This is a genomic window from Roseobacter sp. AzwK-3b (assembly GCF_000170875.1).
Taxonomy (GTDB): domain Bacteria; phylum Pseudomonadota; class Alphaproteobacteria; order Rhodobacterales; family Rhodobacteraceae; genus Roseovarius; species Roseovarius litoreus.
In genome coordinates, this window is record NZ_ABCR01000015.1 from 17,367 (window position 1) to 42,525 (window position 25,159).

Here is a 25,159-nt window from a genome sequence, read left to right on the forward strand (position 1 = left end):
TCGCGTGATTGCTGCATGGCTGTATGGGTGGACATCTGTGCTCTACCTGCTGCCGATACAAGCATACCTGCACTGGGCTCGTGTCGACCTCGTGGGAGCTGACTTGGGTGTGATACTGATGCCAGTATTGTAAGCGTTCGCTGGACAACACTGACGGCTTAGCTTGACGGCTTGAAGTTCCACGGTAGCAAGTCTTCGATATGGTTTTGCGGGTGGCCATTGGCGATCGCTGTGAGGGTTGCCTTGAGATAGGCGAAGGGCTCGACGCCGTTGATTTTGCAGGTTTCGATGAGCGAGGCAATGCGGCCCCAAGCGATGCCGCCCTCGTCGTGACCCGCGAAGAGTGAGTTCTTGCGGTTCAAAGCGATCGGTCGGATCATGTTTTCGACGCGGTTGTTGTCGATCTCGACGCGACCATCAGCCAAGAAGGTCTGCAGCCCGTCCCAGTGATTGTGGATGTAAGTCAGCTTTTCGCCCAAGCGGGATTTGGCAGAGACCTTGCGTCGCTCAGCCTGCAGCCAATCACCGAAGGCCGCGACCAGTGGAGCGCTGTGGGTCTGGCGGGCAGACAATCGCTGGCCGGGGGAGATGCCACGAATGTCAGCTTCTACGGCATAGATCCCGGCGATGCGGCGCAGGCCTTCGGCGGCGATCTCTGATCTATCGCGGTCAAAGACTTCGTTCAGTTTGCGCCGGGCATGGGCCCAGCAATGGGCCACGCGAATGGGATTGCCGCCCTTGCGGGTAGGCTTGGTCAGCCGGTTGTAGCCCTGGTATCCGTCGATCTGAAGGATGCCATCAAAGCCTGTCAGGAATGTTTCGGCATTCTGGCCCGCGCGCCCGGGGGCATAGAAGTAGACCACGCCTGGCGGGTCCTCACCGCCCCATGGTCGGTCATCGCGGGCCAGTGCCCAGAGATACCCGGTTTTGGTTTTGCCGCGCCCTGGGTCCAGCACCGGGGCCGTGGTTTCATCCATGAACAGCTTGCTGGATCGCTTCAGATGGTCGGTCAGCCGGTCGACGACGGGCTTGAGATGGAACGCCGCCTTACCCACCCAATCGGCCAGCACAGCGCGGTGCAGATCAAGACCCGCCCGCGCCAGAATCTGGCTTTGGCGGTATAGTGGCAGGTGGTCGGCATATTTGCTGACCAGCACATGGGCGATGGTCGCCTCGGTCGGCAGGCCGCCCATGATCAGATGCGATGGTGCGGGGGCTTGGGTCACGCCGTCGGTGCAGGTCCGGCAGGCGTATTTCGGGCGCACGGTGACGATGACGCGCAACTGCGCTGGCACGATATCCAGCCGCTCGCTGCGGTCTTCACCGATCTTGTGCATGACGCCACAGCCACAAGGGCAAATCAGGCTCTCGGGTTCGATGACCTCTTCGATGCGGGGCAATGCTGTCGGCAGATTGCCGATGGTGCGCTTCGGCGCAGGCTTGGTTGTCGTCTTGTCACCTGACCTGTCAGCCAGATGTTCCTTCTGCACCTCGACCTCTGCCAGTGCGATGGACAGATCCTCGAACGCCAGCTGTCGCTCATCCTCGGTCAGCTTTTCCGACCGCTTCCCATGCAGGGCATGGTTCAACTCGGCGATCAGGTGCTCTTGCCGTTGGGTTATTTCTGTGAGCGCCGCTACCTTTTCCATCAACGCCAGAACCGCCGCGCGTTGCGCAGCCGGGATAGCGGAAAGATCAAGTTGCGGGGCAGTTTGCATAGGCCATAGCTACCCAGATGCCCCAGTAAAATCACGCAAAAACATATGGTTGATTCACTCTGCCGCAGCAGGGGGGCGCGCCTCTAAGGCTTTAACCTTACGCCAGTCCAGCCCGGCAAACAGCGCCTCGAACTGGGCATGGTTCAACGCCATCACCCCGTCCTTGATCGCAGGCCAGGTGAAGGTTGCCTCCTCCAGTCGCTTGTAAGCCATCACCAGACCGGTGCCGTCCCAGTAAAGAAGCTTCAGCCGATCGGCACGGCGCGATCGGAACACAAACACCGTGCCGGTGAACGGATCCTTGCGCAGCACAGATGACACGATTGCCGCCAGACCATCATGACCTTTCCTGAAGTCCACTGGCTGCGTCGAGACCAGAACCCGCACGCGGTTTGACGGGAACATCATGGCCGCGCCCCGATTGCCCGCACGATCTCGGCAATCCGGTCAGAACTGGTGGTGCCATCGACCCGGATTGTCACACGACCTATCGCAATCTCGATGGGTTTACAGGACAACCCGTCAGGCTTTGTGGGCTGCCCGGCGACAGCCGGCACATCCGCACCGCCGCCACCATCCGACACGACGATCGGTGCAAAACAGAAGCTGTCATCTTCAACCACAGGCAAAACCAACCGGCCATCACGTGCCCGACTACGCCATTCCGATAAATGGTTCGCCCGAAGACCATACCGCGCCGCAACTGCATTCACGCTCACACCTGGCTGCAAACTCTCAGCAACGATCCGAGCCTTTATCTCATCCGGCCAGCGTCGCTGTCCGTTGGTCCTTATGTCCACCCCGTAATCCCGGAGAGCTATGCGGGATTTTGGGTGACACGGCCTGATCAGGCGGCGCGGTTTTCAGTGTCGTTTATGGCAACACCGTCGGTGAATGTGACGCCTTCGATGACCAAAGGCAACTGGTTCGCGCCCTTCAGGCGCCGCCACGTCTTGGCTGCGGCCTGAACGAGCTTGAAGACCATCAGCTTCGCCGTCTTCTGCGACAACGCTCCCTTGGTGCGCACGGTCCGATGTCGGACGGTGGCGAAGACGCTCTCGATCGGGTTGCCCGTGCGCAGGTGATCCCAGTGTTCGCCCGGGAAGTCGTAGAAGGCGAGAAGCGCCTCGCGGTCCTTAGTCAGGCACGTGACCGCCTTGTCGTATTTGGCACCGTATTTCTCGGCGAAAGTGTCCATGGCGGTTTCCGCTGCGGCACGTGTGTCGGCCTGCCATATTTCCCGCAGATCAGCCTTCACCGCCGGCTGCATGGATTTCGGGAACTTGTTCAGGACGTTGGCGATCTTGTGGACCCAACACCTTTGATGACGCGTGCCCGGGAAGACCTCGTCGAGCGCCTTCCAGAACCCCATAGCCCCGTCGCCGACCGCGATCTCGGGCGGCACTGCGAGGCCGCGCGCCTTGATATCTACCAAGAGCTCCCGCCAGCTCTGGGCACTTTCTCGCACGCCGACCTGGAAACCGACGAGTTCCTTCTTCCCCTCGGGCGTGGCCCCGAGAATGACCAGCATGCACTCGGCCTGTGGCTCCATCCGGGCCTGCAGATACACGCCATCCGCCCAGATGTAGACGTATTGACGGGCCGAGAGGTCGCGGCGCTGCCAGCGGTTATAGTCCTGCTGCCACTCCCCGGTCAGCTGCGAGATCACGCTCGGCGACAGGTTCGGCGCATCCTTCCCCAGGATTGCGGCCAGAGCCTCCTGGAAGTCGCCTGTCGAGATGCCGCGCAGATACAGGACCGGCAGCAGCGCATCGAGGCTACGAGAGCGGCGCGCCCATTTCGGCAGGATCGCCGAGGTGAACCGGATCTTCTGGTCAGCTGGCACGTCAGTGGCGCGGTCGCGCACCTTCGGGCGCTGGACGTCGAGCGCCCCGATCCCAGTCTGGATGCTGCGCTCCGGCCCGTAACCATGTCGCACAACGCGCTGGCGGCCGTCCGGCAGGAGGTCTTCTGCATACTCTGCAACGAAGGCGTCGGCCTCTGCCCGCAGCGCGGCAGCCAGCATGCGGCGCGCCCCATCCCGGGCAATCTTAGTCAGCGGATCATCGACAGTTTCCGGCTGACGAAGGGCGATGATGTCTGTAGTCTTCTCCATGGCGTATCGTTCCTCTTGGAAGTTCTGGCAGGCTTCAGCACCCGCCACGATACGCCACCCTCTCAAACCCCGTCACCCAGTTTTCCGCATAGCTCAATCCCGGAGAAACTCCAACGTAGTCGCCATCGCGAAACTCCTGCACCGATCTCCATCGGACATGGCATCGCAGGTCAGACAAGCGGGTAAAAGGTGAGGGCCAGCGACCGCTTACCCAGTATTTGGCTTAATTTGCGTTCCTCTGGTCTTTGAAATTGCATCGAGATTAGGGACCGATATGCGGCTCAGTGCTGGATACATCACCAGCTGGCGGAACGTCGTTGCCGTTGGGGGCGTCGCGTCAGTGATTAACGCAGTAGGATCCAATGCCATCACGGGAAACTCTATGCAGACAATGATCTTTTATTTAATCGGCGACATCATGGGGATGCTGGTATTGATCACGGCGACCATGCTATTTTTTCGTATGCTCAGAAAAGCAGGCATATGAAACAAGATTTCATTTTGACTCAGGCCCCCTGCGCTCGCGCCACAACCGTTAGAACTGCTGGATTTTCTCGCAGTTGATGCTGCACACATACTGAGCGTCAAAGAACGGGATCAGATAGCGTTCACTGTAGACGATATGGCCGTGGTATACCTTCTTGTCCGAGCCTGTGTCCAACTGATTGGGTCGTCACATCTCAACCACGCAACGCTATATCGACGTCAATGTCGAACAGCTCAGTGCGGCTGTGGAGCTGTTGGGACATAAATCAGTGCTTTCCGTCCCGCTGATCTAATTTATCCAGCAATTCTAACCCGCGTGATGCAGAGCCTTTTGAAGCCAGCAATCTATACCGCAATTCGATATCGTTTTCGGTAAGCGCCTGAGCTGTCAATTGTTCAAAAAGCTTGTTGACACTGATGCCGCGCGATTTGGCCAGTGCTTTAAGTCTTTGGTGTTGCTCGTCTGGTAGCCTAAGGGTCACTACACTCATGTTGTACGTCCTCTTTCCAAAAAATCAGCAGGCGTCATGATTTTGATATCGTTGAACTGCAGGTCCATATCGCTGAAATCACGTCGGTTTTTAGTGATAATACATTCAGCATTCCCTGCCACGGCCAGCTCTAGAACGTGGTTGTCAGCTTCATCACGTAGATTGGGCCGCCATCTGTAGAAAATTGGTACCCAAATCGTGACGCTCAAGAATGCATGAAACAATTCAGTGCGTTCCTCTTCCGTCAGGCGGGAAGTCTCGAACAAGGACTGCCGCTTGAGCACATCTTCCAGCTCTAGGAAGAGCGTTAGTCCGATAAGTGGCTGCAATTCTGCATTAAAGCACCGCCGCAGAATTTCTCTTGATGCTCCGCCTTCGCGTAACATCGCGCCCACGATTACATTGGTATCAATCACAATTCGCATAGCTTAATGATATCATATGCGCTATCAAATTCAAGTTGGCGAGACTGTATTACTGTAACAAATATTCGCCCTGAGTGCTTCGTTCATCCCCACCCATACCCGGCATCCACCAACTTTACGGTTTCATGCAGACGCTCACTGGCCAGATGCGCATAACGCTGCGTGGTGGTAATGTTGGTGTGCCCAAGCAGCTTCTGGACTTCGTAGATGCTGACACCCGCATTGATCAGAGTGCTGGCATAGCTATGGCGCAGGTCATGTAATCGAACATCAGTCAAATCGGCTTCCGCCCGCACTCGTTTCCAGGTCTCCCAAATATTGTGATAGGGCTGACGGGTTTGGGGATTGGCAAATACAGTGGAGACTGAGCGGGCTTGCTTGACGAAATGGCGCTGCTGATACGCACGGGCCTGCTCCAGAATATCCACAGCACGGTCGCTGAGAATGACTGTGCGCGGTCGACCGTTTTTGCTGATGGGTATGCGCCATTCCTGCCGCGCAAAATCCACATGTGCCCAGTCTGCGTTGAGCACCTCGCTTCTGCGAGCACCGGTGTAGAGCAAAAACAAGATGGCAAGATTTACGGGTGTGGCACCGCGGCGCTGCAAAACGGCCTGCAGTCTTTGTGCTTCCTCGCGCGACAGGAACCGCTCGTGGCGTGGGTGATCAGGCAGCAGGTTGGGTGGTTTCTGAAGACTGCTGTGGATTTTACAATACCCCCAGTCGTCCGCGCGTCGGAGCATGCCACGCAAGATCACCACGGTTCGGTTGACCGATCCTGGTGCATAACCCAAGTCCTGCATTTCCTTGGTGAGTTTGCGCAGATCATCCTGGCAGATCGTGTGCAGGTGCCGATGCCCGTATCGGATATGATATGTGCTGCGATACAGTTGCACGATATTGGTGCTGTTTCGGCGGTAGGTTTGATACCAGGGCAGGAAGTGGTCACGGTAAAACTGATCCAGCGTCATGCTTCGGACGGGCTTGGTCAGATCATCCACGGTGGCACCTTGGCTGATGCGCTGCTTGTGTTCCAGACACAGTGCACGGGCTCGTTCGGTTGAGATTTCTGGAAAGCGTCCCAGCTTGATCACCCGCATCTTGCCGTCGATGCTGCTGCGTAGATTGAACGTGGCCGAGCGTTTTCGGATTTCCACGAAGAAGCCTTTGATCACGCTATCGGTTATGGAGGTGCGATCTTGCGTTAGTTGGTGTTGGTGGCGTTGGATGACGCGATCTGTGAGCCGAGTTTTCATATTGTGCCCTTTTCAGCACTTTATGGCCTGATCGGAAAAGTCGCGATTGAAAAATTCCCTCAGTCACACCAATAGGTTGCGCTAAGAAAAATTGTCCACATGCGCTCGTGGAATAGCGAAACGCATGTCGCGCTGGATTTTGCTGGAGTGATCTCCTTGCAACGTACTGATTTCGTTGAGGGAGCTGTCCATGTGCCGTTGCTAACATGGCTAAAGACTTTGCGGAACTCAACCGCTTGGAAAACGAGGCTGGTATTCAGGCACCTGAAGCCGGCACGAAAGAACAACTTGTCAACAAATTCGTTAAGGCATGGGAAAACGAAACGGCACGGCGTGCTGTTAAAGGTGGTACTGGCCTTTCCATGGCACTGACACTGGCCGCTTGTGGCGGCTCCAGCGGTGGCGGATTTGCGTTTGCACCGTCCACTCAGGGCCCGGCTCCCACAACGCCGATCGAAAACCTTATCGCACTGGTAGATGGTGGTATTACTGCGATCACCGGCGCTGACCCGATCATCGAAGTCGCAAGCCCCACAGCTGGTGCAGATGCGCTTGCCACCACAATAGGCGCTGGCGGCACCGGAACCCTGACACTGCGGTTTGACGATGCGGAAGACGTCGTCACGCTGGATGCGGCTTCGGACCTGAGCGGATACGACACGCTGGCCATCGCGGCTGGTACGGTCGACGTGACCGCAGTGGACCTGACCGGTATCGCGTCGATCACGGTCAGCTCGGGCGTCACGCTGACAGCTGCCCAGTTCCTGGGCCTGTCGGGTGGTGTCACCGGTGGCTCTGCTGATAGCTCGGTTACGATCATCGTGAGCTCCATCGCCGAAGCAAACGACGTCATTGCTGCAGTTGCGAGCCTTGGCGGTACGCTTGGTGCCGACAGCGTCACATTTGAAGCCGCGGCTGGGAGCACCGTGACTGCGGGTAATCTCGTCACCCTCAACGGTCAATTGGATGCGGCAATTGAAGCGGCTGCAACGGTTGATGCTCTTCCGCAGGCCATTCAGGCTGTGGAAGCTGCGGTAGCTGCGCAGGACGCTTTCGTCGCGACGGCGGTAGCTAACGAAGACGTTGTTACGGCTTTGGGCGCAGTCGATCCTGCTGATGCGACCTACGCTCAGGCAGACGCGGCAATTGATGCTGCAATCGTTACGGAAGTTGGGGCAATCGATGCTGCTTCTGTCGTCGTAAATTTTGTCGCAGCGCATGCTACAAGCGCGGCTGCAGCTCAGGCTGCCATCACCGATATTCGGGCAGAGCTTACTACTGCTCAAGAAACTGCCACAACAGCGGTCTCGGCTGCGGCTACAGCCGTTGATGATCCCGCATTGACAGCATTGGCGGATGATGTGGTTGCTGCTCGACAGGCTGCAATCGAAGCCGTAGAAGCGGAAGCTGCTGCAAGCGCGGCTACGACAGCCGCAATTGCTGAAGTGAATGATCCTGCTGCTGCTGTTTTAGCTTACGATAACAATGGCACATTGTCGTTTGATGCCGACGGAGTTGGTGTTGGTGTTGGTGTGAACTTTGCTACTGCCGTTAACGGTACGATTACTCTGGTTGATGCAGCGGTTACCGTCGATGCAGCCGCAGGCACTTACACAATCAACGCTGAAGTGCTTGACGCCGCAGAGATTGATGCAGTTATCGCTGCTGCGCAGGCTGAGCTGGATGCTGAAGAAGCGCTTCTTGCGGCAAACACTGCTCGCACGGATGCCGAAGATGCTCTGGTAGCCGGGGCAGAGGTCGCAAACTTTGGTGCCCTCCCAGCAGTCGTGACGGATTATATCGCTGCAGTTGAAGCGCTTGCTGTTGCTGACGATAACCTTGCGACATTCGAAGCAAACGTCGTGGATTACAACGATCTAGTTAGCCTTGCAGACCAAACTGATACTCTCGATCAGGCAGTTACTGATGCAGAAGCTGCAATTACAGACGCAGCGCCTGACGGTCTGGGCATCGATATTCTGGCAGCTGCTGGCGGTAATGTTGCTTTTGATGCTCCGGGTGCTCAGGCTGAGGTTTATTCGTATGACGCGGGCGACGCACTTCTTGGTGTACTCACTGTTGCTGATTTCGATGCTGACGGTTCAGATCGCCTCTACATGGGCGCAGGTGAGTATTCCTTCGTTGAACTTGCTGCGACGGATACCATTCCTGACGATAACCTCGGTAGCGCAACCACTCTTGAGATTTTTGCTGAGGAGACGGCCGCTGGCGTTACGCTCTGGGTTGAGCAGGTTGCAACTGCGGGTAACGGAACAACAGGGTCCGACATGATCCAAGTTGAAGTTGCTGGCCTCGACTTGGCAGATCTGTCTTTCGACGCAGTAAATGGCATTCTCACTGCTGAGACACCGATTGCCTAACTTAGTCTGACTACCGACCTCGCCGTACGCGGCGGGGTCACCCCTAGGCAGCACACTTGTCCCTCCATGAAAAATCTCACTTTCTGCTGCCGTATTGACGAGTTCCGCTGATTGTAACGCTCCTTATGAAATCAGCAGCAAAGGTCCTCAGGTTTTCCTGGGGGCCTTTGGCTAGTGGAGCGGATGGAAATTCTGACCCAAGGAGAGCACAGGATGATCTCAACTGATGAATTCCCCGAAACCATCACCATTGGTGACCAGGAATACACTGTCAGCTCAATGAACGAGCAAGCCTTGGCGCAGCTGCGCGGCGTCCATTTCTGTGACCAACAGATCCAGCAGTTGAACAATGAATGGGCCATCGCGGATACAGCTCGACTTGGCTATTTGCATGCGTTGAAGCTGGAAATGCCTCAACCACAGTCCCAATCCTCCGAGGTTGACGATGCCTGAGTATGTGAAATTCGGTGGTAAGACCTACGACTTTTCGCAACTCAGCGCGGAAGGACGCAGAACCTTCGACATGCTGAAATACACAATCGACCGCTTGCAAGAGGCGCAACAAAAAGAAGAAGCCCTGAAGCGAGCGAAGAACGCTTACGTGTCGGATTTGCGGAATGAAATTGTCAAAGGCACATCGGGCATCGACCTCGATGCGCTGCTTGGCGACTGACGGAAAGGACGAACCAATGCCTAAAATCACCGTGGATGGTCTTGAATACAACACAGAAGACCTCACTGAAAACGGCAAGGCGCAACTTGCCAGCCTGCAGTTTCTGGAACAGCAGATGGCGAAGCTGAAAAGCGAGATCGCCGTGTATCAGACAGCCCGCAACGCATATGCACAGGCGCTGAAGGCGGAACTGGACAAAGCGCAGCAGAGCGAAGATGCCTGACCCTGTCCCGACGACAAGGACCTTGCTCTTTACCTGGATTGCTTAGGTATCATGGCAGAAAAAGCAGCAGTTATCGTGGCACTGATCCTGATTTGCAGCATTGGCTTGGTGGTTGCTGAGCCACTCTTCATGCTTTCTGAACCCGTTGAATGGGATGAGATAAACTGATGCGCTGGCTTGGCCAAATCTTGCGCTTCTTGCTGCTGCTGTCGTCACGTGTGGTGCTGATTAGCGCAGTGCTTGGTGGCGCAGCAGCAGCGTGGGGCTATTACGGCTATCAGCGCATCGGCTGTCATCCGATGTTCTCGTCGGCCAACATCGAATGCGGCACTGTGCAGGTGATGTCAGCTGAACATTCCCTGGCCATGGTACGTGTGCTGGCGCCTTACCAACAGCAGCTCAGAGACAATCCAACCGAGCTGATGTTGTATGGTGGTATCGCTCTCCTCTGGGCTGTCGTGATTGAGTTGGCGTTCGGGGTATTTGCGATCATGCGTCGCCGCCGAACGAAACGGGATTTGTTCAAAGGCGCGACAAACGTCAAAGCTGAAGAGAGCACTGGCCAATCATGAGCAGTGAGAAAGAGCCTATCCCTGTATTCGCACTGGCTGTCACCACGATTTGCATACTTTTGCTGTGCCAAGCCATTACCTGGTACCTGACCGCACAGGCGAACCTGCCGATACAGGTGTTTTCCACGCCAGTGCTTGAGCTTAATCTGGTGCACTCGGAAAATCGCGGTGTGAACTTTGGCTTGATGGCCGGCGACAATGGCAGCAATCAATTTATCCTGGCCGGTATCGCCATCGTGGTTGGCGCGGTAATGGCCACGATACTGCTGGGCAAGCGGCGAGTGTCTCACGCCATTGCGGGCGGTATGATCTTTGGCGGTGCGCTGTCCAACGTGATGGATCGACTGACTTTCGGCTACGTGTTTGACTATATCAATACCCCGTTCCTGGGTTTGACCAACCCGTTCAGCTACAACATTGCCGACATCTTCATTGTGCTGCCCATCATTTGGTGGGTGTTTAAATCGTGAGGGCACAGAAACGATGATTAGTATCTGACCCCGCGTCACTATACTGGTAAACTGTTTGCCCCAGAAAACCTGGCCTGTTGACCCGTTCGTCAAGAAAACTGCGAAATCCCCGCACAAAGCACGTCTCGGTTGTTGACCGCTACATGACATGCTGAGCGGCATGGTCCGCGCATCGCAGGGCGCCGACAGCGTGTCGTTGACGCTGGACGCAACCCCAAGCGTACTCTGCCCAGTCAATTACCAGTATTTGAGCGCACCGCTGACGGGATGGGTGTAACGGGCACAGTGACGCTGGATCCAATCCAGTTGAGATGCTCTTCCAGCTCTTCTCGGAGTTGATCGCTCAGTTTGAGAGTCTTGCGACTTTTCTTGGTAGAGCTGACCACAACCATGGAGCCTTCAGCGATCCGGTCCCGGATAAAGTTTTGCATTGTGAGATTTGTACGCCTGTTCGATCTGACACGAGCAACGTAGTCTCCAATCCCGTAATCGGGATCGCCGTCACACGTATAAATCACAAGAAGCAGTTCCCAATACTCGACAACATGCGTGTATTTATACAAAAATGTGGTTTTTTTCCTGCTCGCTAGGCGCTGCAGTTCGCGTCTTGCCATTATTTTTGTGAAACACTTTCCCATATACGTTTTAATACCAAACATGGGACTAAGTCTCCAAGCTCTCATCCATATAAATTACCTATAATTTTCATATAAATCAGGGACTTTCAGCTTATTTGTGTAAATCGAAAGTAAAATTTTTACTCCAGAAAAATATTAATTTGATTAATTAGATACTTATTTTACGATGTGAGTGGAAATTAGTCTCGATGTATGAATCTCGAGTCTCATATGGCGCCTAATCGTCACGTGAACTGGCCCCCATTTCGACCGGACACCTTGGTCTGACCAAGGAGGCTTAAGGATAGCCTTAAGCATGTGCTTATGTCTGAGATAGAAATCATCACCGATTGCGGTCGTCGTCGGCGCTGGTCCGCGGCGGAAAAACTGAGGATCGTGGAAGAGACCCTTTATGACGGTGAGAGCATTTCCGCCGTTGCTCGCCGTAATGGCGTGGCCCCCAATCTGCTGTATCGTTGGCGCAAGCTGATGCTTGAGGGAGGCAGCATTGCGGTGACTGGGGATGACAGCGTGACCAGCAACAAAACCGTTCGTGAGATGGAAGCCCGCATCCGGGAGCTTGAGCGCCAGCTGGGCCGCAAACGCTGGAGTTGGAGATCCTGAAGGAAGCGCTGGACAAGTCACGGTCAAAAAAACCGACCTTGCTTGCGCAGTCGCTCAAACCGGACGCTTCCCGATGAAGGCGGTAGCAGAGACTTTGGGTGTGTCTCGTTCGAACCTGCATGACCGGCAGAACGGAGGCACGAAGCCGCGTCGGAGCTATCATAAAGCTCAAGACGCGGCGGTCCTGCCACGCATCGAGCGTTTGGTGGCGGAGCGCCCCACCTATGGTTACCGCCGGATCACTGCGGTTCTGAACCGTAAGCTCAAAGCTGAAGGGCTAGCACCAGTGAACCACAAGCGCGTTTATCGGATCATGAAGACCAACAACCTGCTACTTGAGCGATCCGACTTCGACCGGCCTGAGCGCACTCATGATGGCAAGGTGATCATGATGCGGTCTAACCTGCGCTGGTGCTCGGACGGGCTGGAGTTTGCTTGCTGGAATGGCGACGTCATTCGCGCGGCCTTCTTGCTCGATGCTCATGATCGCGAGGTCATCGCCTGGTGCGCCGTTGCCAATGCCGGGATCAGTGGCTCGGACGTGCGTGACATGCTTCTGGAGGCCGTCGAAAAACGCTTTGGCAGCTATCGCGCGCCAGAGGTCGTTGAGGTCTTATCCGACAACGGCAGCGCCTACACGGCGAAGGAAACGCGCATCTTTGCCCGCCAGCTCGGCCTGAAGCCATGCTTCACGCCGGTCGCCAGCCCGCAATCCAACGGCATGTCGGAAGCCTTCGTGAAAACGCTCAAGCGCGATCATGTGCGCGTCAATCCGCTGCCCGATGCTGAAACCGTTCTGAGATTGATAGGAGATTGGATCGAGGATTATAACGACAACCACCCGCACAGTGGCCTGAAATGGCGCTCGCCCCGCGAGTTCATAAGGGCAAAAACTGAAACCGCTTAGGTGTCCGGTGAAACGGGGGCCAGATCATCACGATAGTTTCAAAATCCTTCTCGCACGTGCACGATTTCTCTGCACGTAAGACAGTTGCTCTGCTCTGCTCCCCAACCTTGGACCGCAGGAGGCTGTATTTTCCGACTCTCGGTCTGACGATGACGGGCTGGTGACGCCATCAGGATGATGAATTTTAATAGGGACGTTGAGCCAGGTCACGTCTTTCGCCTGGACGGACCGGTTGCGCTGGACCGGCATGGGCATCTTGATGGTTGGGAAGGGCGCTTGCTCGACAATATCCTCATCGCGCGGCTGTGACGGACGCTGAAATACGGATGCGTCTACCTGCATGCTTAGGAACCCGGCTCAGAGGCAAAGGCAGGCATCCGAAAATGGATGACCGTCTACAATCGCCAACGCCCACATTCAGCCCTCGGCGGCAGGCCACCCATCTTGGTCTACTGGCTGAGAAGTGATTCAACCAGCCCTGGTCAGCTGTTGCAGAGAGTAGCGTAATTTACGCTAGATCCTGTCCAGCCGATGGGGAGTGGCTTATCTCCTTGATGCTGCGGGAAATATAACCCTTCTGGACAAATCCATTATGTTGTTCAGCTGCGCCGTATTTACAAATGAAACAATATGATCCATATTTTGAGACGAAATTACTTTGGAACGTTTGATGGCCTATGACGCTCTAATCACCCTTCGTCACCTGCGCTGCGCCATGAAGCACGTCGCAAATCAAATGGGTTTATCGGATTTAAATGAAGCTGAGTTGGACGCTTTGTCTGCCATAGGGGATCTTGCTGAAAAAGCGCCGACGTTCCAAGCTTGTCAAGTTGTTGAACACGAGAGCATGTGCGGAGTGTCGCGCACTTCAAAATATCGAGCAGTAAAGTCCCTGGAGGATAGGGGTGTTATTGCACGTGTTTGCCTAAACGGGAAACGTGTGCTGACTTTGAATCCAGACTTTTTCGTTCCTATTTCCCGCAACTGGGATGCAGATAAATCAATGAGCCCAGACAAAACGCTTTCGATTTAGGTTGGCATATATATCGCCCTGCTGAGGCCCTTGATTTGTTTGCCTGTATTAAGAAGGACTATTAGTGGAAGCTTAGGCTGCTTTTTGAAATCCATATAAGGTGGTCTTCCAGTTCTGTACGGAGTTCTTCACTCAGCGTTAGGGTTTTTCGGCTTTTCTTGGCCGATGGAGACACGATGAGATGCCCGTCTGCTATACGATCTTTTACAAATTGTGACATTGTGAGATGTGTTTTTCTCGATGTTTGTAATTTTGAGAGATAATCGGAAATACCATAATCGGGATTTCCATCCAATTTGTACACGACGAGCAGAAACTCCCATACAGCTGGTGCAGTGGAAAAATACTTGAGTAGCTTGCTCTGATGCTTCTGAGCTATGCGCTCGAGTTCAACATCGATCCAGAGTTTCTGAAGAGCGTCTTGTTCCATAAAGATACAGGATAACGCGTTCCTGCCTGTGTTGTGCTCTATCTTTGGTCGCCGATTTGTATCAATTGGGTCGGCGTCATTTGTGTGGTGTGGCGTTTTGCGAAGTATGCTGCGGCGGCACCGCATCAGAAATGGTACAGATTTGAATTGTCCCGACACATCCAAGCGGACGAATTAAACGGACAGATTGCGGCCAATCCGGCCGCGTGCCGACACGACGCCGCGAGGCTGTCAGATAGTCGAGGCGCAACTGTAATGGCCATTTAGCGTCCGTGCGGTTAGTCAATCCGCGACGGTTCCGATAGCATTTACAGGCGTCTCTTGTGTCCGGGCCGTTCTCTGATCCTCCGAAACACGGGGCAATCCTATCCCAACGGCTGCCCTGCGTCGGTGCAAGTGCGCAAGGCGCGCTCACATCGCCTTTGCGCGGGTGCCATGTCGCAAGAATATAAAAAAATTAGACATAAAAGACCAAATTGAATTGGGGCAGCCAACAATGGTTCAACGACGTTATCGCGTCGGGTCCGGGGTGCATCTTTGATGTTTGATGCGGGCTTGAGCAGTGATTTTCCAGGCTGACGGCGCTGCGCCGTTTCAGGCCTCAAACACTTGGCTCAGTATCTGGGCAACCAATGGAGCAGGATCATTGGAGGCATCATATAGGCCGGGTTCGTGTCTGCGTCAGGCGCTTGGGTTTTGTGTCTTCTCATGCTCGATGGTGGCGCGGAGCGCCATCACACAAACCGCCCGACTTGCCCGTTGGTCTTGTCTTGGCGCGGTCTCTGATCGGCAGTCGCGCGTTGACGGGGCATGGCGCAATCCTTCTCTTCCGGGTGGAGTTCACTGCATGGACCACCGTCATTATGCGCTTTTGTTGGGCGCATTTGTTCTCTCGGCATGTGCGGAAACTCCGCCTCAGCTGGACCATCTGGATGATGAGATCGTGGTCCGGTTGGCTGCCGGTGACATGCTGGCCCAACAGGCGGAAACGCTGGATGCGCGTGTCGATGTAAGCAAGGGATTCAAGGTCGCGCTGCTGGAGGCGCTTGAGGAAAATCCCGGGTACCGGGCAGCCGTCAAGCTGGAGGAAGAGGCCGCGGCGTCGATCGATGTTGCCGCGAGCGGTCAGCGTCCACAGATCACGAGTGACTCCACGCTTGGAGCAATCTACGAGGGCGATCCCGTTTCGGACACGACCTCGGGCGTTGCGGGCGGGCTGACCCTGTCGCAGTTGCTCTATGACGGTGGTGCCACTCTCGGCTCGATCAATCGCGCGACGGCAGACGCGGTTGCCGCGCGTGCCGAGCGTTTGGATCGGGGAAATGCAATTGTTCTTGAGGCGGCTCGTGCCTGGATTGATGTATGGCAATATCATCAGCGTTTGGTTTGGCTTACTACCAAGACGTCTGAGATGGATGCGGTCGTCTCACAGATCGAGCGGATGGCATTGAATGGTATGCTCGATCGGGCATCGCTGGATAGCGCGAAGCGTCAAATCGTAGACATCGCACTTGAACGCGCGACATTGGAAAGCCAACTCGGTGATGCAAAATCACGGTTTCAGCGATACTTTGGCGGGACGCCCGCATCTGTAGAAAATCCTGCAAAGATCATGACTGGCCAGGCGGCGCGTCTTCGGGCAACGGATTGGAAGACAGCGCCGCGTCTGCGACGCAGTGCGGCAGAACTTGTGTCGGCGCATAGTGCGCTGGCAGAGGCTGAAGCCGCCTTCAAACCCCGCGTGAGTTTGCAGACGGGCGTCATGTCGCCAATGAACAGTGATGATACAACGGATGTGACCGCCGGTTTTCGGGTCGAATATACCTTTGGTGACGGTGGCCGCCGAAAAGCTCGGCTCGAGGCAGCCAGAGCCCGCGTGGATGCGCTTGAGGCCAAGCTTGCTGATGAGCAACGTGATGCAGAATCTCAAATGGGGGCCGCCCTCGATCGTTTGACGTCGATTGAACGGTCGATGCCTCTCTTGAAGCAGAAGATCGCCTTGAGCGCCTCGGAGGCCAAAACAGCACGGTCGCAGATCGCTACGGGTCAATCCAACTTGCGCAACTTGGTGGAAGCGGAGGTCGAGAATTACCGGGCTCGCGACCAGGAGATACGCATGCAAGCGGAACTCCGTCTTTTGTTGCTGGAAATTGCCGCGCGCTCAGGGACGCTTACGAAACTCATTGGGGCCTCGGATTGAGGCGGCCCACCTTTTGTTGAGTGCGCGTGAACCGAACAGGAGGTGGAAAGACCTTGTCCTCAAAGACCATTGAAATTCTGCGTGGTGACGCCGAAGGCACACGAGCAGAAGGCACGGAAGTAAAGGACGTTGAGAGCTGTCCGATAAATCCCAAGGCCGAGCACGAGATATCCGGAGAAATCCCACAGGAGTTGCGCGGCCACCTGCAGCAAGGCGAGCTACTTGTCCTGTGTGTGCAGCACATCCTGTCTCATTCGGGAATGGCATTTTCCGAAGGCGCGGTGCGTGATTTGCCTGAATTGACAAGTGAAGTCTTTGATCCGCAGGCGGCAGTGTCCGCACTGATGCATGTAGGTTTCGACGCAAATTTCGGTGAAATGCCTGTTCAAAAGTTGCGCGAGGGACACTTGCCCGCGATTGGGTTTACCAAGGCGGGCGAGCCGTTGGTGATCCGCAGTGTGGCATCTTCGGGCAAAGCTGAGCTTTGGGACCCGCAAACCGCAGAAGTCCATTCTGTGGCGACAAAGGAACTGACGAACCAGCTGATACCCTATTTTGTCTTGGCGCGTCCGCGGCAGAAGGCAACAATGAAACGCGTCAAGAACGATTGGTTCTGGGGGTCGTTCGCACAAAGCAAATGGCTGTACCTGCAAGTCATAGCCGCGGCAGGATTGACCAACTTCCTGGGTCTGTCGACGTCTCTTTTCATCATGGTCGTCTATGACAGGGTGGTGCCGAACGAGGCAATGGAATCTCTGATTGCTCTAACAATCGGTGTGCTTCTGGCCTTGAGTTTCGATTTCATCATCAAAACATTGCGTGCGCAGTTTGTCGACCGGGCTGGCAAGCGCGCCGATCTGAGAATGTCGCGATTGATATTCGATAAAATCCTGAACATGCGGCTTGATCGACAGCGGCGCAAGGCGGGTGCGTTGGCCAGCATCGTCAGAGAATTCGACACATTGCGCGAGTTCTTTACCTCTGCAACTCTGGTCGCGATTGTCGATCTGCCGTTCATCTTCTTCTTTATTTGGGTCATTTCCCTTATTGCAGGGCCTTTGGCACTGGTGCCGCTTATCGCTGTGCCAATGGTGATTTTGAGTGGCTTGGTGATACAGCCGTTTCTGGCACGGATCTCTGAAGGATCCCTCGAAAGCAATATGTCCAAGCAGGCTGTACTGGTTGAAACGCTGAATGGGTTGGAAACTGTTCAAGCCACAGGGTCCGGCAGATTGATGCGTAAACGCTTCGAAGAAGCGGCCAGTGCGCAATCCGATCTTGGCCTGAAAAACCGTATGTTATCGCAGTTTGCCATAAACGCGGCCGCGTCCATTCAACAACTTGCACAAGTCGCAACAATTTTCTACGGCGTGTTCCTTATACAGGACGGTACTATTACGATGGGGGCGCTGATCGCTGCAGTGATCCTGGGCGGTAGAACTCTTGCTCCACTATCACAATTGGCGTCTGCAATGTCTCGTGCCAATGGCGCACGCCAGGCGTTCCGGTCTTTGTCTGACGTCATGCAAGAAGATGAGGGTGACTTGGCGGCAGACCAGCCGCGTTTGAGCCGACCACATCTCAGTGGAGACGTCGAATTCAAAAATGTCTCCTACACGTTCCCTGGTGCAAAAGAACCTGTCATTCGGAATTTGTCGCTGAAAATTCCTGCCGGACAGAAAGTTGCGGTTCTGGGCAAGATGGGATCTGGCAAATCTACTTTGGCGCGGTTGATCTCGGGTTTGGCAGAGCCGACCGAAGGGGCTGTCATGCTTGATGGTGTGGATTTACGCCAGATTGACAGATCTGACGTCCGGCGAAACCTGGGGGTGATGCTTCAGGAAACATGGCTGTTTTCAGGATCCGTCAAGGAAAATCTCCAGATGGGTTTCTTCGAGTATGATGATGCGCATCTTTTGAAGATTGCTGAAGTGTCCGGGGTCGACGATTTTGTGGCGAGGCATCCACAAGGCTATGACATGCAACTCAAGGAACGCGGTGAGGGGTTATCTGGGGGGCAGCGTCAATCCATTAATCTCGCGCGGGCGCTTTTGCATGATCCCAATTTGCTTGTGCTGGATGAACCCACCAGTTCCATGGATACGGCCACTGAAAAAGCCGTTCTCGAACGCCTGAAAGCTTGGTCAAGAGATCGCACGCTTTTGATGATCACTCATCGCAACACGCTTTTGGAACTGGCGGACCGGGTTCTGGTTCTCGACAACGGGATGGTGCTTGCAGACACGACACCCGAAAAGATCAAAGCGGGGCGGTAGGAGAACAATGTCGGATATTGATTTCAAGACTTTGTCACGAGATATGGCGGGCCACGAAGGACTCAGTGGCTCAGCTATTTTGGTGACTATCGCAGCCCTGATTTCGGTACTCTTGTTCTGGGCATCTTACGCCGAGCTTGACAACGTGACGCGAGGCGAAGGCCGTATTGTGTCATCGGTTCAGAACCAGATGATTCAGGCGGCCGAGGGAGGTGTGATCCTGCGACGGTATGTGTCTGAAAACACACATGTTGTGACAGATCAGGTTCTCTTCGAACTTGATCCCATAGATGCCAGCAGCGAATTAAATCGAACGGGTAAGCGCATGGCAGCTCTCAACATTAAGGAAGCCCGTCTCCGCGCCGAAATCAGTGGGGACCCCTTTGTTCTTGAGGCTGCATTGCGAAGTCAGGCGCCAACAGTCGCTTTGACAGAGGAAAGCCTTTTTGCTGCTCGCAAGGCCGAGCTTGCAGGTACGATTTCTGTGCTTGAACAGCGCAAACAGCAGCGTAAACAAGATTTTCAAGCGGCCGAAGCAGGTGCGTTGACCGCACAACGGACCATGGCACTCTTGGAGGAAGAAATTCAGGTTGTTGAGCCACTGGTTAGAGACAACATCGCGCCGGCGACACGTCTACTGGAATTGCAGCGCCAGTTTGAACAAGCGCGAGGGGATCGCGATCGCTCACGTGTGTCGATGGATCAGGCAAAATCTGGGATCCAAGAGCTAGAGAATGAAATAGAGAACGCGCGAGAAGCTTACACGCTTACGGCGATGGAGGAGTTGAATGGCGCGGTGGCGGAAAAATCAGAGTTGCAGGAAGCATTGCCGCGACTAGAGGAGCGGGTCAGTCGGACCGTGATCAGAGCCCCCATGGCCGGTATTATCAACCGTTTAAATTTCCGTACTCCAGGCGGCTACGTGAATACGGGTGACGTGGTGCTTGAACTCGTTCCGACCGGGGAAGCGCTTGTTATCGAGGCTAAGATTGCGCCTAAGGATATTTCAAATATTCGCCCCGAAGACGCAGTACGGATACGATTTTCAGCGTATGATTCTGCAAAATATGGCACCGTGGATGGGCGCGTCCTAAGGATCAGCCCTGATGCAATCGTCGATCAACAAAACCAGGGCCTCAGTCATTATTTGATTGATGTTGCCATCGAGGGAAAGCTGAATGTGGATGGAGAGCCAGTAACATTCATGCCAGGTATGACCGCCACTGTGGATGTCCTTTCGGGCAAGCGGACGGTCCTTGAGTATATCTGGCAACCCGTTGCCAAGGTTCAGGAGCTTGCGTTGCGCGACTAATGCCAGGATTGTTGAGCTTCCGGCCAACCACTGAACTTTCATCCGTTTGGACCTGAACCCCTATGGATTGATACGCTGATTGGCGCAGGTGAAACAAACGACAAGTGAGCGATCGGAGCGGCACGAAACAGTGACAGGTCCAGTCTGCCCGCAGATGGTCGGGTGCTGCCCACAGGCGCTTATTAATATATTCACTGAACATATTGTCGTTCTGCTGACGTTGAAGCTGTACACTCCAAGCATTTTCTCCAACCTAGAGGATCGGATGGCTGTGCGCCCAATCGAGACAAGAATTAGGTACCACCATTGGCGAATCCAATAGTTTTGACTCAGGTTGCGTCTCCTTCTCGTCGTCGAAGAAGACATTTTGCCTGAGTGGAGCGTATTGCTTGGCTATAAATGCCAGCTGATGGGAGACACATTGTTACTGTACACCTTCAAGTGGTCTCAGTCCCCATTAACAGGCTGCTGAAATAGTCCTGCCTCGACAACGATTTGAGAACATGATTCACCCTTTGCACGATAATGGCGGGGGTGAAGATGCGCGGGACGGACGAGACGAGCGGGTCACTGTTCAGCTATGTTGATCTTGAGGAGCGCATCCCGCCGCAGCATCCGCTGCGCAAGATCAGGCAGGTGGTCAATGACGCACTCGCCAGCCTCGATGCGGAGTTTGAGGCGCTTTACACAGATTTTGGCCGACCCTCGATACCGCCGGAACGGTTGATCCGGGCGAGCCTGCTGCAAATCCTGTTTTCGGTCCGGTCCGAGCGGCAACTGATGGAGCAGATGGATTACAACCTGATGTTTCGCTGGTTTGTGGGGCTGGGCATTGATGACCCCGTGTGGGTGCCAACCGTATTCACGAAGAATCGCGACCGGCTGCTGACGACGGAGATGTCGCGCAAGGTGATGGCGGCGATCCTTGCCCATCGCGAGATCGCGCCACTTCTGTCGGACGAACACTTCTCGGTCGATGGCACGCTGGTGAAAGCCTGGGCCTCAATGAAGAGTTTCCAGCCGAAGGCCGATGCGGCCCCGCCTTATGATGAAGGGCCGGGCGATCCGCCCTCCCCAAATGCCACACTTGAGCCCACGCCTTCTGAGACCGACCCAATGCCCCGCAACACCAAACCCCACCGCAATGCCGAGGTCGACTTCAAGGGTGAGAAGCGATCCAACGCCACCCATGCCTCAACCACTGATCCCGATGCGCGCCTTTACAAGAAATCCCCTGGTACGGGTGCCATGCTGTGCTTCATGGGGCATACTCTGATGGAGAACCGTAACGGGCTGGTCGTGCAGGGTGATCTAACCTTGGCCGACGGTCATGCCGAGCGCAAGGCAGCGTTGGATATGATACACCGCCATTGCCCCGGATCGACCCGGCGGCTGACGCTAGGTGCCGACAAGGGGTATGACGCGGCCGGGTTCGTGTCCGACCTGCGCAAAGCCTGCGTCACGCCCCACGTCGCACAGAAATCGCGATATTCAGCGATCGACGGGCGCACGACCCGACACGAGGGATATGCGGTGTCCCAGAAGCACCGAAAGAAGATCGAAGAGCCGTTCGGCTGGGCCAAAACTGTCGGCGGTATGACACAGACCATGTATCGCGGCGTTGAACGCGTCCGATCCCGCTTCATCTTGACCATGGCCGCCAACAATCTTGCCCGGCTACCACGTTTGCTGGGGGCATGATGGATAAGATGAAACCCAGGAGCAAGCCGCGAGGGCAACAACTGACGGGAACCATCAGTCGAACCCAGACCTGATGAAGGGAAAGCGTTCCAGCTCCGCGACTATTTCAGCAGACTGTTAAAGCTTTTGCGCATCAGCTACCGTAATAGGCCCTTAACTTGGTACGACGAGGTCGTGGAAGACGACCCAAAGCCCTCGCTACAAAACCACCAACTGAAGGAACAACCTGATGTCAGCTCCAGCGAATATCGCTCAGGGGCAGCTCATGCCTGTGCGCGAGCTAGCCCTGGGGGGTAACTTTCTGATTAAACCTATCTTTATCAATATTGGTAAGCGGTCGCTGGCCCTCACCTTTTACCCGCTTGTCTGACCTGCGATGCCATGTCCGATGGAGATCGGTGCAGGAGTTTCGCGATGGCGACTACGTTGGAGTTTCTCCGGGATTACGGGGTGGACATAAGGACCAACGGACAGCGACGCTGGCCGGATGAGATAAAGGCTCGGATCGTTGCTGAGAGTTTGCAGCCAGGTGTGAGCGTGAATGCAGTTGCGGCGCGGTATGGTCTTCGGGCGAACCATTTATCGGAATGGCGTAGTCGGGCACGTGATGGCCGGTTGGTTTTGCCTGTGGTTGAAGATGACAGCTTCTGTTTTGCACCGATCGTCGTGTCGGATGGTGGCGGCGGTGCGGATGTGCCGGCTGTCGCCGGGCAGCCCACAAAGCCTGACGGGTTGTCCTGTAAACCCATCGAGATTGCGATAGGTCGTGTGACAATCCGGGTCGATGGCACCACCAGTTCTGACCGGATTGCCGAGATCGTGCGGGCAATCGGGGCGCGGCCATGATGTTCCCGTCAAACCGCGTGCGGGTTCTGGTCTCGACGCAGCCAGTGGACTTCAGGAAAGGTCATGATGGTCTGGCGGCAATCGTGTCATCTGTGCTGCGCAAGGATCCGTTCACCGGCACGGTGTTTGTGTTCCGATCGCGCCGTGCCGATCGGCTGAAGCTTCTTTACTGGGACGGCACCGGTCTGGTGATGGCTTACAAGCGACTGGAGGAGGCAACCTTCACCTGGCCTGCGATCAAGGACGGGGTGATGGCGTTGAACCATGCCCAGTTCGAGGCGCTGTTTGCCGGGCTGGACTGGCGTAAGGTTAAAGCCTTAGAGGCGCGCCCCCCTGCTGCGGCAGAGTGAATCAACCATATGTTTTTGCGTGATTTTACTGGGGCATCTGGGTAGCTATGGCCTATGCAAACTGCCCCGCAACTTGATCTTTCCGCTATCCCGGCTGCGCAACGCGCGGCGGTTCTGGCGTTGATGGAAAAGGTAGCGGCGCTCACAGAAATAACCCAACGGCAAGAGCACCTGATCGCCGAGTTGAACCATGCCCTGCATGGGAAGCGGTCGGAAAAGCTGACCGAGGATGAGCGACAGCTGGCGTTCGAGGATCTGTCCATCGCACTGGCAGAGGTCGAGGTGCAGAAGGAACATCTGGCTGACAGGTCAGGTGACAAGACGACAACCAAGCCTGCGCCGAAGCGCACCATCGGCAATCTGCCGACAGCATTGCCCCGCATCGAAGAGGTCATCGAACCCGAGAGCCTGATTTGCCCTTGTGGCTGTGGCGTCATGCACAAGATCGGTGAAGACCGCAGCGAGCGGCTGGATATCGTGCCAGCGCAGTTGCGCGTCATCGTCACCGTGCGCCCGAAATACGCCTGCCGGACCTGCACCGACGGCGTGACCCAAGCCCCCGCACCATCGCATCTGATCATGGGCGGCCTGCCGACCGAGGCGACCATCGCCCATGTGCTGGTCAGCAAATATGCCGACCACCTGCCACTATACCGCCAAAGCCAGATTCTGGCGCGGGCGGGTCTTGATCTGCACCGCGCTGTGCTGGCCGATTGGGTGGGTAAGGCGGCGTTCCATCTCAAGCCCGTCGTCGACCGGCTGACCGACCATCTGAAGCGATCCAGCAAGCTGTTCATGGATGAAACCACGGCCCCGGTGCTGGACCCAGGGCGCGGCAAAACCAAAACCGGGTATCTCTGGGCACTGGCCCGCGATGACCGACCATGGGGCGGTGAGGACCCGCCAGGCGTGGTCTACTTCTATGCCCCCGGGCGCGCGGGCCAGAATGCCGAAACATTCCTGACAGGCTTTGATGGCATCCTTCAGATCGACGGATACCAGGGCTACAACCGGCTGACCAAGCCTACCCGCAAGGGCGGCAATCCCATTCGCGTGGCCCATTGCTGGGCCCATGCCCGGCGCAAACTGAACGAAGTCTTTGACCGCGATAGATCAGAGATCGCCGCCGAAGGCCTGCGCCGCATCGCCGGGATCTATGCCGTAGAAGCTGACATTCGTGGCATCTCCCCCGGCCAGCGATTGTCTGCCCGCCAGACCCACAGCGCTCCACTGGTCGCGGCCTTCGGTGATTGGCTGCAGGCTGAGCGACGCAAGGTCTCTGCCAAATCCCGCTTGGGCGAAAAGCTGACTTACATCCACAATCACTGGGACGGGCTGCAGACCTTCTTGGCTGATGGTCGCGTCGAGATCGACAACAACCGCGTCGAAAACATGATCCGACCGATCGCTTTGAACCGCAAGAACTCACTCTTCGCGGGTCACGACGAGGGCGGCATCGCTTGGGGCCGCATTGCCTCGCTCATCGAAACCTGCAAAATCAACGGCGTCGAGCCCTTCGCCTATCTCAAGGCAACCCTCACAGCGATCGCCAATGGCCACCCGCAAAACCATATCGAAGACTTGCTACCGTGGAACTTCAAGCCGTCAAGCTAAGCCGTCAGTGTTGTCCAGCGAACGCTTACTTTTGACCGATTGTCCCTTCCGAGCAGTTTCGCAAGGAGACGGGAATGAGTTTGCACAAACCGCTGCCCACGGCCGAACAAAAGGGCTTCATGTCGGGCTATCTTGATGCGCTGTCGCTGGTGGAACGCCTGCACCGGTTGCTTCTGGATGTCATCAAGGATGAATTCGAACGCCTCGGCGTGATCGAGGTGAATGCCGTTCAGGCGCTGTTGCTGTTCAATATCGGCGACAACGAGGTGACCGCCGGGGAACTCAAGACGCGCGGCTACTATCAGGGCAGCAATGTCAGCTACAATCTCAAGAAGTTTGTGACATATGAACATTCAGGAGAGGGTTCACTGCTTTCCGTCCTCGCAAGTTGCGACAACAGACAAATGTTCCGATAAGTCATCGGATCACACCCTCAGT

Annotated in this window: 22 protein-coding genes and 3 pseudogenes; 17 read left to right on the top strand and 8 right to left on the bottom strand. The window is 55.6% G+C overall.

The genetic code is table 11. From position 1 onward, the window contains the following. Positions 1 to 158: 158 nt before the first annotated feature. From tnpC (RAZWK3B_RS18650) to RAZWK3B_RS20340, 7 genes are all read right to left on the bottom strand, one after another. Positions 159 to 1,718, bottom strand: coding sequence for an IS66 family transposase (tnpC, locus tag RAZWK3B_RS18650; protein ID WP_007813144.1), 1,560 nt, complete (start codon positions 1,716 to 1,718; stop codon positions 159 to 161). A gap of 54 nt (positions 1,719 to 1,772) precedes the next feature. Beyond that, positions 1,773 to 2,126, bottom strand: a complete 354-nt coding sequence (gene tnpB, locus RAZWK3B_RS18655; RefSeq protein ID WP_007812645.1) for an IS66 family insertion sequence element accessory protein TnpB — start codon at positions 2,124 to 2,126, stop codon at positions 1,773 to 1,775. Next, complete coding sequence (gene tnpA, locus RAZWK3B_RS18660) at positions 2,123 to 2,518, bottom strand: IS66-like element accessory protein TnpA (protein WP_232279570.1); 396 nt, start codon at positions 2,516 to 2,518, stop codon at positions 2,123 to 2,125. Before tnpA (RAZWK3B_RS18660) ends, tnpB (RAZWK3B_RS18655) begins: the two co-directional genes overlap by 4 nt. 47 nt (positions 2,519 to 2,565) lie before the next feature. Beyond that, positions 2,566 to 3,834 carry an IS256 family transposase gene (locus RAZWK3B_RS18665; protein ID WP_007817930.1) on the bottom strand — a complete coding sequence of 423 codons (1,269 nt, stop codon included), beginning with the start codon at positions 3,832 to 3,834 and terminating at the stop codon, positions 2,566 to 2,568. A gap of 752 nt (positions 3,835 to 4,586) precedes the next feature. Then, positions 4,587 to 4,811, bottom strand: coding sequence for a toxin-antitoxin system HicB family antitoxin (locus tag RAZWK3B_RS20780; protein ID WP_007817934.1), 225 nt, complete (start codon positions 4,809 to 4,811; stop codon positions 4,587 to 4,589). Continuing rightward, positions 4,808 to 5,236: a putative toxin-antitoxin system toxin component, PIN family gene (locus RAZWK3B_RS18675; RefSeq protein ID WP_007817936.1), complete on the bottom strand. Its 429-nt coding sequence runs from the start codon at positions 5,234 to 5,236 to the stop codon at positions 4,808 to 4,810. Before RAZWK3B_RS18675 ends, RAZWK3B_RS20780 begins: the two co-directional genes overlap by 4 nt. Positions 5,237 to 5,319: 83 nt before the next feature. Beyond that, positions 5,320 to 6,492 carry a site-specific integrase gene (locus tag RAZWK3B_RS20340; protein WP_157132326.1) on the bottom strand — a complete coding sequence of 391 codons (1,173 nt, stop codon included), beginning with the start codon at positions 6,490 to 6,492 and terminating at the stop codon, positions 5,320 to 5,322. A 206-nt stretch (positions 6,493 to 6,698) separates the two neighbouring features. Here RAZWK3B_RS20340 and RAZWK3B_RS18685 point away from each other — a divergent pair, with 206 nt between their 5' ends. From RAZWK3B_RS18685 to RAZWK3B_RS18710, 6 genes are all read left to right on the top strand, one after another. After that, a complete protein-coding gene (locus RAZWK3B_RS18685) occupies positions 6,699 to 8,873 on the top strand; it encodes a hypothetical protein (RefSeq protein WP_007817940.1) in 2,175 nt (724 codons plus the stop codon). Between the two features lie 213 nt (positions 8,874 to 9,086). Continuing rightward, the gene (locus RAZWK3B_RS18690; protein ID WP_007817943.1) at positions 9,087 to 9,326 is read left to right on the top strand and encodes a DUF6447 family protein; all 240 of its coding nucleotides are present in this window, start codon (positions 9,087 to 9,089) and stop codon (positions 9,324 to 9,326) included. Next, the gene (locus RAZWK3B_RS18695) at positions 9,319 to 9,546 is read left to right on the top strand and encodes a hypothetical protein (RefSeq protein WP_007817944.1); all 228 of its coding nucleotides are present in this window, start codon (positions 9,319 to 9,321) and stop codon (positions 9,544 to 9,546) included. The genes RAZWK3B_RS18690 and RAZWK3B_RS18695 overlap by 8 nt, the downstream gene beginning before the upstream one ends. A 16-nt stretch (positions 9,547 to 9,562) precedes the next feature. Continuing rightward, positions 9,563 to 9,769 carry a DUF6447 family protein gene (locus RAZWK3B_RS18700; RefSeq protein ID WP_007817946.1) on the top strand — a complete coding sequence of 69 codons (207 nt, stop codon included), beginning with the start codon at positions 9,563 to 9,565 and terminating at the stop codon, positions 9,767 to 9,769. A 167-nt stretch (positions 9,770 to 9,936) separates the two neighbouring features. Then, positions 9,937 to 10,341: a hypothetical protein gene (locus RAZWK3B_RS18705; RefSeq protein WP_007817948.1), complete on the top strand. Its 405-nt coding sequence runs from the start codon at positions 9,937 to 9,939 to the stop codon at positions 10,339 to 10,341. Further along, entirely contained in the window at positions 10,338 to 10,811 is a 474-nt protein-coding gene (locus tag RAZWK3B_RS18710) for a signal peptidase II (protein ID WP_007817951.1), read from the top strand. The genes RAZWK3B_RS18705 and RAZWK3B_RS18710 overlap by 4 nt, the downstream gene beginning before the upstream one ends. Before the next feature lie 233 nt (positions 10,812 to 11,044). Here the strand turns inward: RAZWK3B_RS18710 and RAZWK3B_RS18715 are convergent, their stop codons facing one another. Further along, the gene (locus tag RAZWK3B_RS18715) at positions 11,045 to 11,470 is read right to left on the bottom strand and encodes a hypothetical protein (protein WP_007817953.1); all 426 of its coding nucleotides are present in this window, start codon (positions 11,468 to 11,470) and stop codon (positions 11,045 to 11,047) included. Between the two features lie 282 nt (positions 11,471 to 11,752). Here RAZWK3B_RS18715 and RAZWK3B_RS18725 point away from each other — a divergent pair. The 11 genes and pseudogenes from RAZWK3B_RS18725 to RAZWK3B_RS18765 form a co-directional block, all read left to right on the top strand. Next, a pseudogene (locus RAZWK3B_RS18725) lies at positions 11,753 to 12,959 on the top strand (IS3 family transposase). A 270-nt stretch (positions 12,960 to 13,229) separates the two neighbouring features. Further along, a pseudogene (locus tag RAZWK3B_RS21765) lies at positions 13,230 to 13,466 on the top strand (integrase core domain-containing protein); the annotation flags it as partial. Positions 13,467 to 13,629: 163 nt separating this feature from the next. Next, the gene (locus RAZWK3B_RS21335) at positions 13,630 to 13,992 is read left to right on the top strand and encodes a hypothetical protein (protein ID WP_157132329.1); all 363 of its coding nucleotides are present in this window, start codon (positions 13,630 to 13,632) and stop codon (positions 13,990 to 13,992) included. Positions 13,993 to 15,269: 1,277 nt separating this feature from the next. After that, positions 15,270 to 16,622 (top strand): TolC family protein, encoded by a 1,353-nt coding sequence (locus tag RAZWK3B_RS18730; RefSeq protein ID WP_007817962.1) that lies wholly within the window; start codon positions 15,270 to 15,272, stop codon positions 16,620 to 16,622. Positions 16,623 to 16,675: 53 nt separating this feature from the next. Continuing rightward, complete coding sequence (locus RAZWK3B_RS18735; protein ID WP_007817964.1) at positions 16,676 to 18,898, top strand: type I secretion system permease/ATPase; 2,223 nt, start codon at positions 16,676 to 16,678, stop codon at positions 18,896 to 18,898. Between the two features lie 7 nt (positions 18,899 to 18,905). Continuing rightward, positions 18,906 to 20,210, top strand: a complete 1,305-nt coding sequence (locus RAZWK3B_RS18740; RefSeq protein ID WP_007817965.1) for an HlyD family type I secretion periplasmic adaptor subunit — start codon at positions 18,906 to 18,908, stop codon at positions 20,208 to 20,210. A 540-nt stretch (positions 20,211 to 20,750) separates the two neighbouring features. Then, positions 20,751 to 21,911, top strand: coding sequence for an IS5-like element ISRosp6 family transposase (locus tag RAZWK3B_RS18745; RefSeq protein ID WP_037295186.1), 1,161 nt, complete (start codon positions 20,751 to 20,753; stop codon positions 21,909 to 21,911). A gap of 414 nt (positions 21,912 to 22,325) precedes the next feature. Beyond that, positions 22,326 to 22,757: an IS66-like element accessory protein TnpA gene (tnpA, locus tag RAZWK3B_RS18750; RefSeq protein ID WP_007811945.1), complete on the top strand. Its 432-nt coding sequence runs from the start codon at positions 22,326 to 22,328 to the stop codon at positions 22,755 to 22,757. Then, positions 22,754 to 23,107 (top strand): IS66 family insertion sequence element accessory protein TnpB, encoded by a 354-nt coding sequence (gene tnpB / locus RAZWK3B_RS18755; RefSeq protein ID WP_007812645.1) that lies wholly within the window; start codon positions 22,754 to 22,756, stop codon positions 23,105 to 23,107. The genes tnpA (RAZWK3B_RS18750) and tnpB (RAZWK3B_RS18755) overlap by 4 nt, the downstream gene beginning before the upstream one ends. A 54-nt stretch (positions 23,108 to 23,161) precedes the next feature. After that, complete coding sequence (gene tnpC / locus RAZWK3B_RS18760) at positions 23,162 to 24,721, top strand: IS66 family transposase (RefSeq protein WP_007813144.1); 1,560 nt, start codon at positions 23,162 to 23,164, stop codon at positions 24,719 to 24,721. Between the two features lie 74 nt (positions 24,722 to 24,795). After that, positions 24,796 to 25,062 (top strand): annotated as a pseudogene (locus RAZWK3B_RS18765) (MarR family transcriptional regulator); the annotation flags it as partial. Between the last annotated feature and the right edge of the window lie 97 nt (positions 25,063 to 25,159).

Coding starts and splice junctions, on each gene's coding strand:
- RAZWK3B_RS18675 (WP_007817936.1), bottom strand. CDS start 5,236: ATGCGAATTGTGATTGATACCAATGTAATCGTGGGCGCGATGTTACGC.
- RAZWK3B_RS18685 (WP_007817940.1), top strand. CDS start 6,699: ATGGCTAAAGACTTTGCGGAACTCAACCGCTTGGAAAACGAGGCTGGT.
- RAZWK3B_RS18715 (WP_007817953.1), bottom strand. CDS start 11,470: ATGTTTGGTATTAAAACGTATATGGGAAAGTGTTTCACAAAAATAATG.
- RAZWK3B_RS21335 (WP_157132329.1), top strand. CDS start 13,630: ATGGCCTATGACGCTCTAATCACCCTTCGTCACCTGCGCTGCGCCATG.
- tnpC (WP_007813144.1), top strand. CDS start 23,162: ATGCAAACTGCCCCGCAACTTGATCTTTCCGCTATCCCGGCTGCGCAA.
- RAZWK3B_RS18710 (WP_007817951.1), top strand. CDS start 10,338: ATGAGCAGTGAGAAAGAGCCTATCCCTGTATTCGCACTGGCTGTCACC.
- RAZWK3B_RS18705 (WP_007817948.1), top strand. CDS start 9,937: ATGCGCTGGCTTGGCCAAATCTTGCGCTTCTTGCTGCTGCTGTCGTCA.
- RAZWK3B_RS18745 (WP_037295186.1), top strand. CDS start 20,751: ATGCGCGGGACGGACGAGACGAGCGGGTCACTGTTCAGCTATGTTGAT.
- RAZWK3B_RS18730 (WP_007817962.1), top strand. CDS start 15,270: ATGGACCACCGTCATTATGCGCTTTTGTTGGGCGCATTTGTTCTCTCG.
- tnpA (WP_007811945.1), top strand. CDS start 22,326: ATGGCGACTACGTTGGAGTTTCTCCGGGATTACGGGGTGGACATAAGG.
- RAZWK3B_RS18665 (WP_007817930.1), bottom strand. CDS start 3,834: ATGGAGAAGACTACAGACATCATCGCCCTTCGTCAGCCGGAAACTGTC.
- RAZWK3B_RS18700 (WP_007817946.1), top strand. CDS start 9,563: ATGCCTAAAATCACCGTGGATGGTCTTGAATACAACACAGAAGACCTC.
- tnpC (WP_007813144.1), bottom strand. CDS start 1,718: ATGCAAACTGCCCCGCAACTTGATCTTTCCGCTATCCCGGCTGCGCAA.
- RAZWK3B_RS20340 (WP_157132326.1), bottom strand. CDS start 6,492: ATGAAAACTCGGCTCACAGATCGCGTCATCCAACGCCACCAACACCAA.
- RAZWK3B_RS18690 (WP_007817943.1), top strand. CDS start 9,087: ATGATCTCAACTGATGAATTCCCCGAAACCATCACCATTGGTGACCAG.
- tnpB (WP_007812645.1), bottom strand. CDS start 2,126: ATGATGTTCCCGTCAAACCGCGTGCGGGTTCTGGTCTCGACGCAGCCA.
- tnpB (WP_007812645.1), top strand. CDS start 22,754: ATGATGTTCCCGTCAAACCGCGTGCGGGTTCTGGTCTCGACGCAGCCA.
- RAZWK3B_RS20780 (WP_007817934.1), bottom strand. CDS start 4,811: ATGAGTGTAGTGACCCTTAGGCTACCAGACGAGCAACACCAAAGACTT.
- RAZWK3B_RS18695 (WP_007817944.1), top strand. CDS start 9,319: ATGCCTGAGTATGTGAAATTCGGTGGTAAGACCTACGACTTTTCGCAA.
- RAZWK3B_RS18740 (WP_007817965.1), top strand. CDS start 18,906: ATGTCGGATATTGATTTCAAGACTTTGTCACGAGATATGGCGGGCCAC.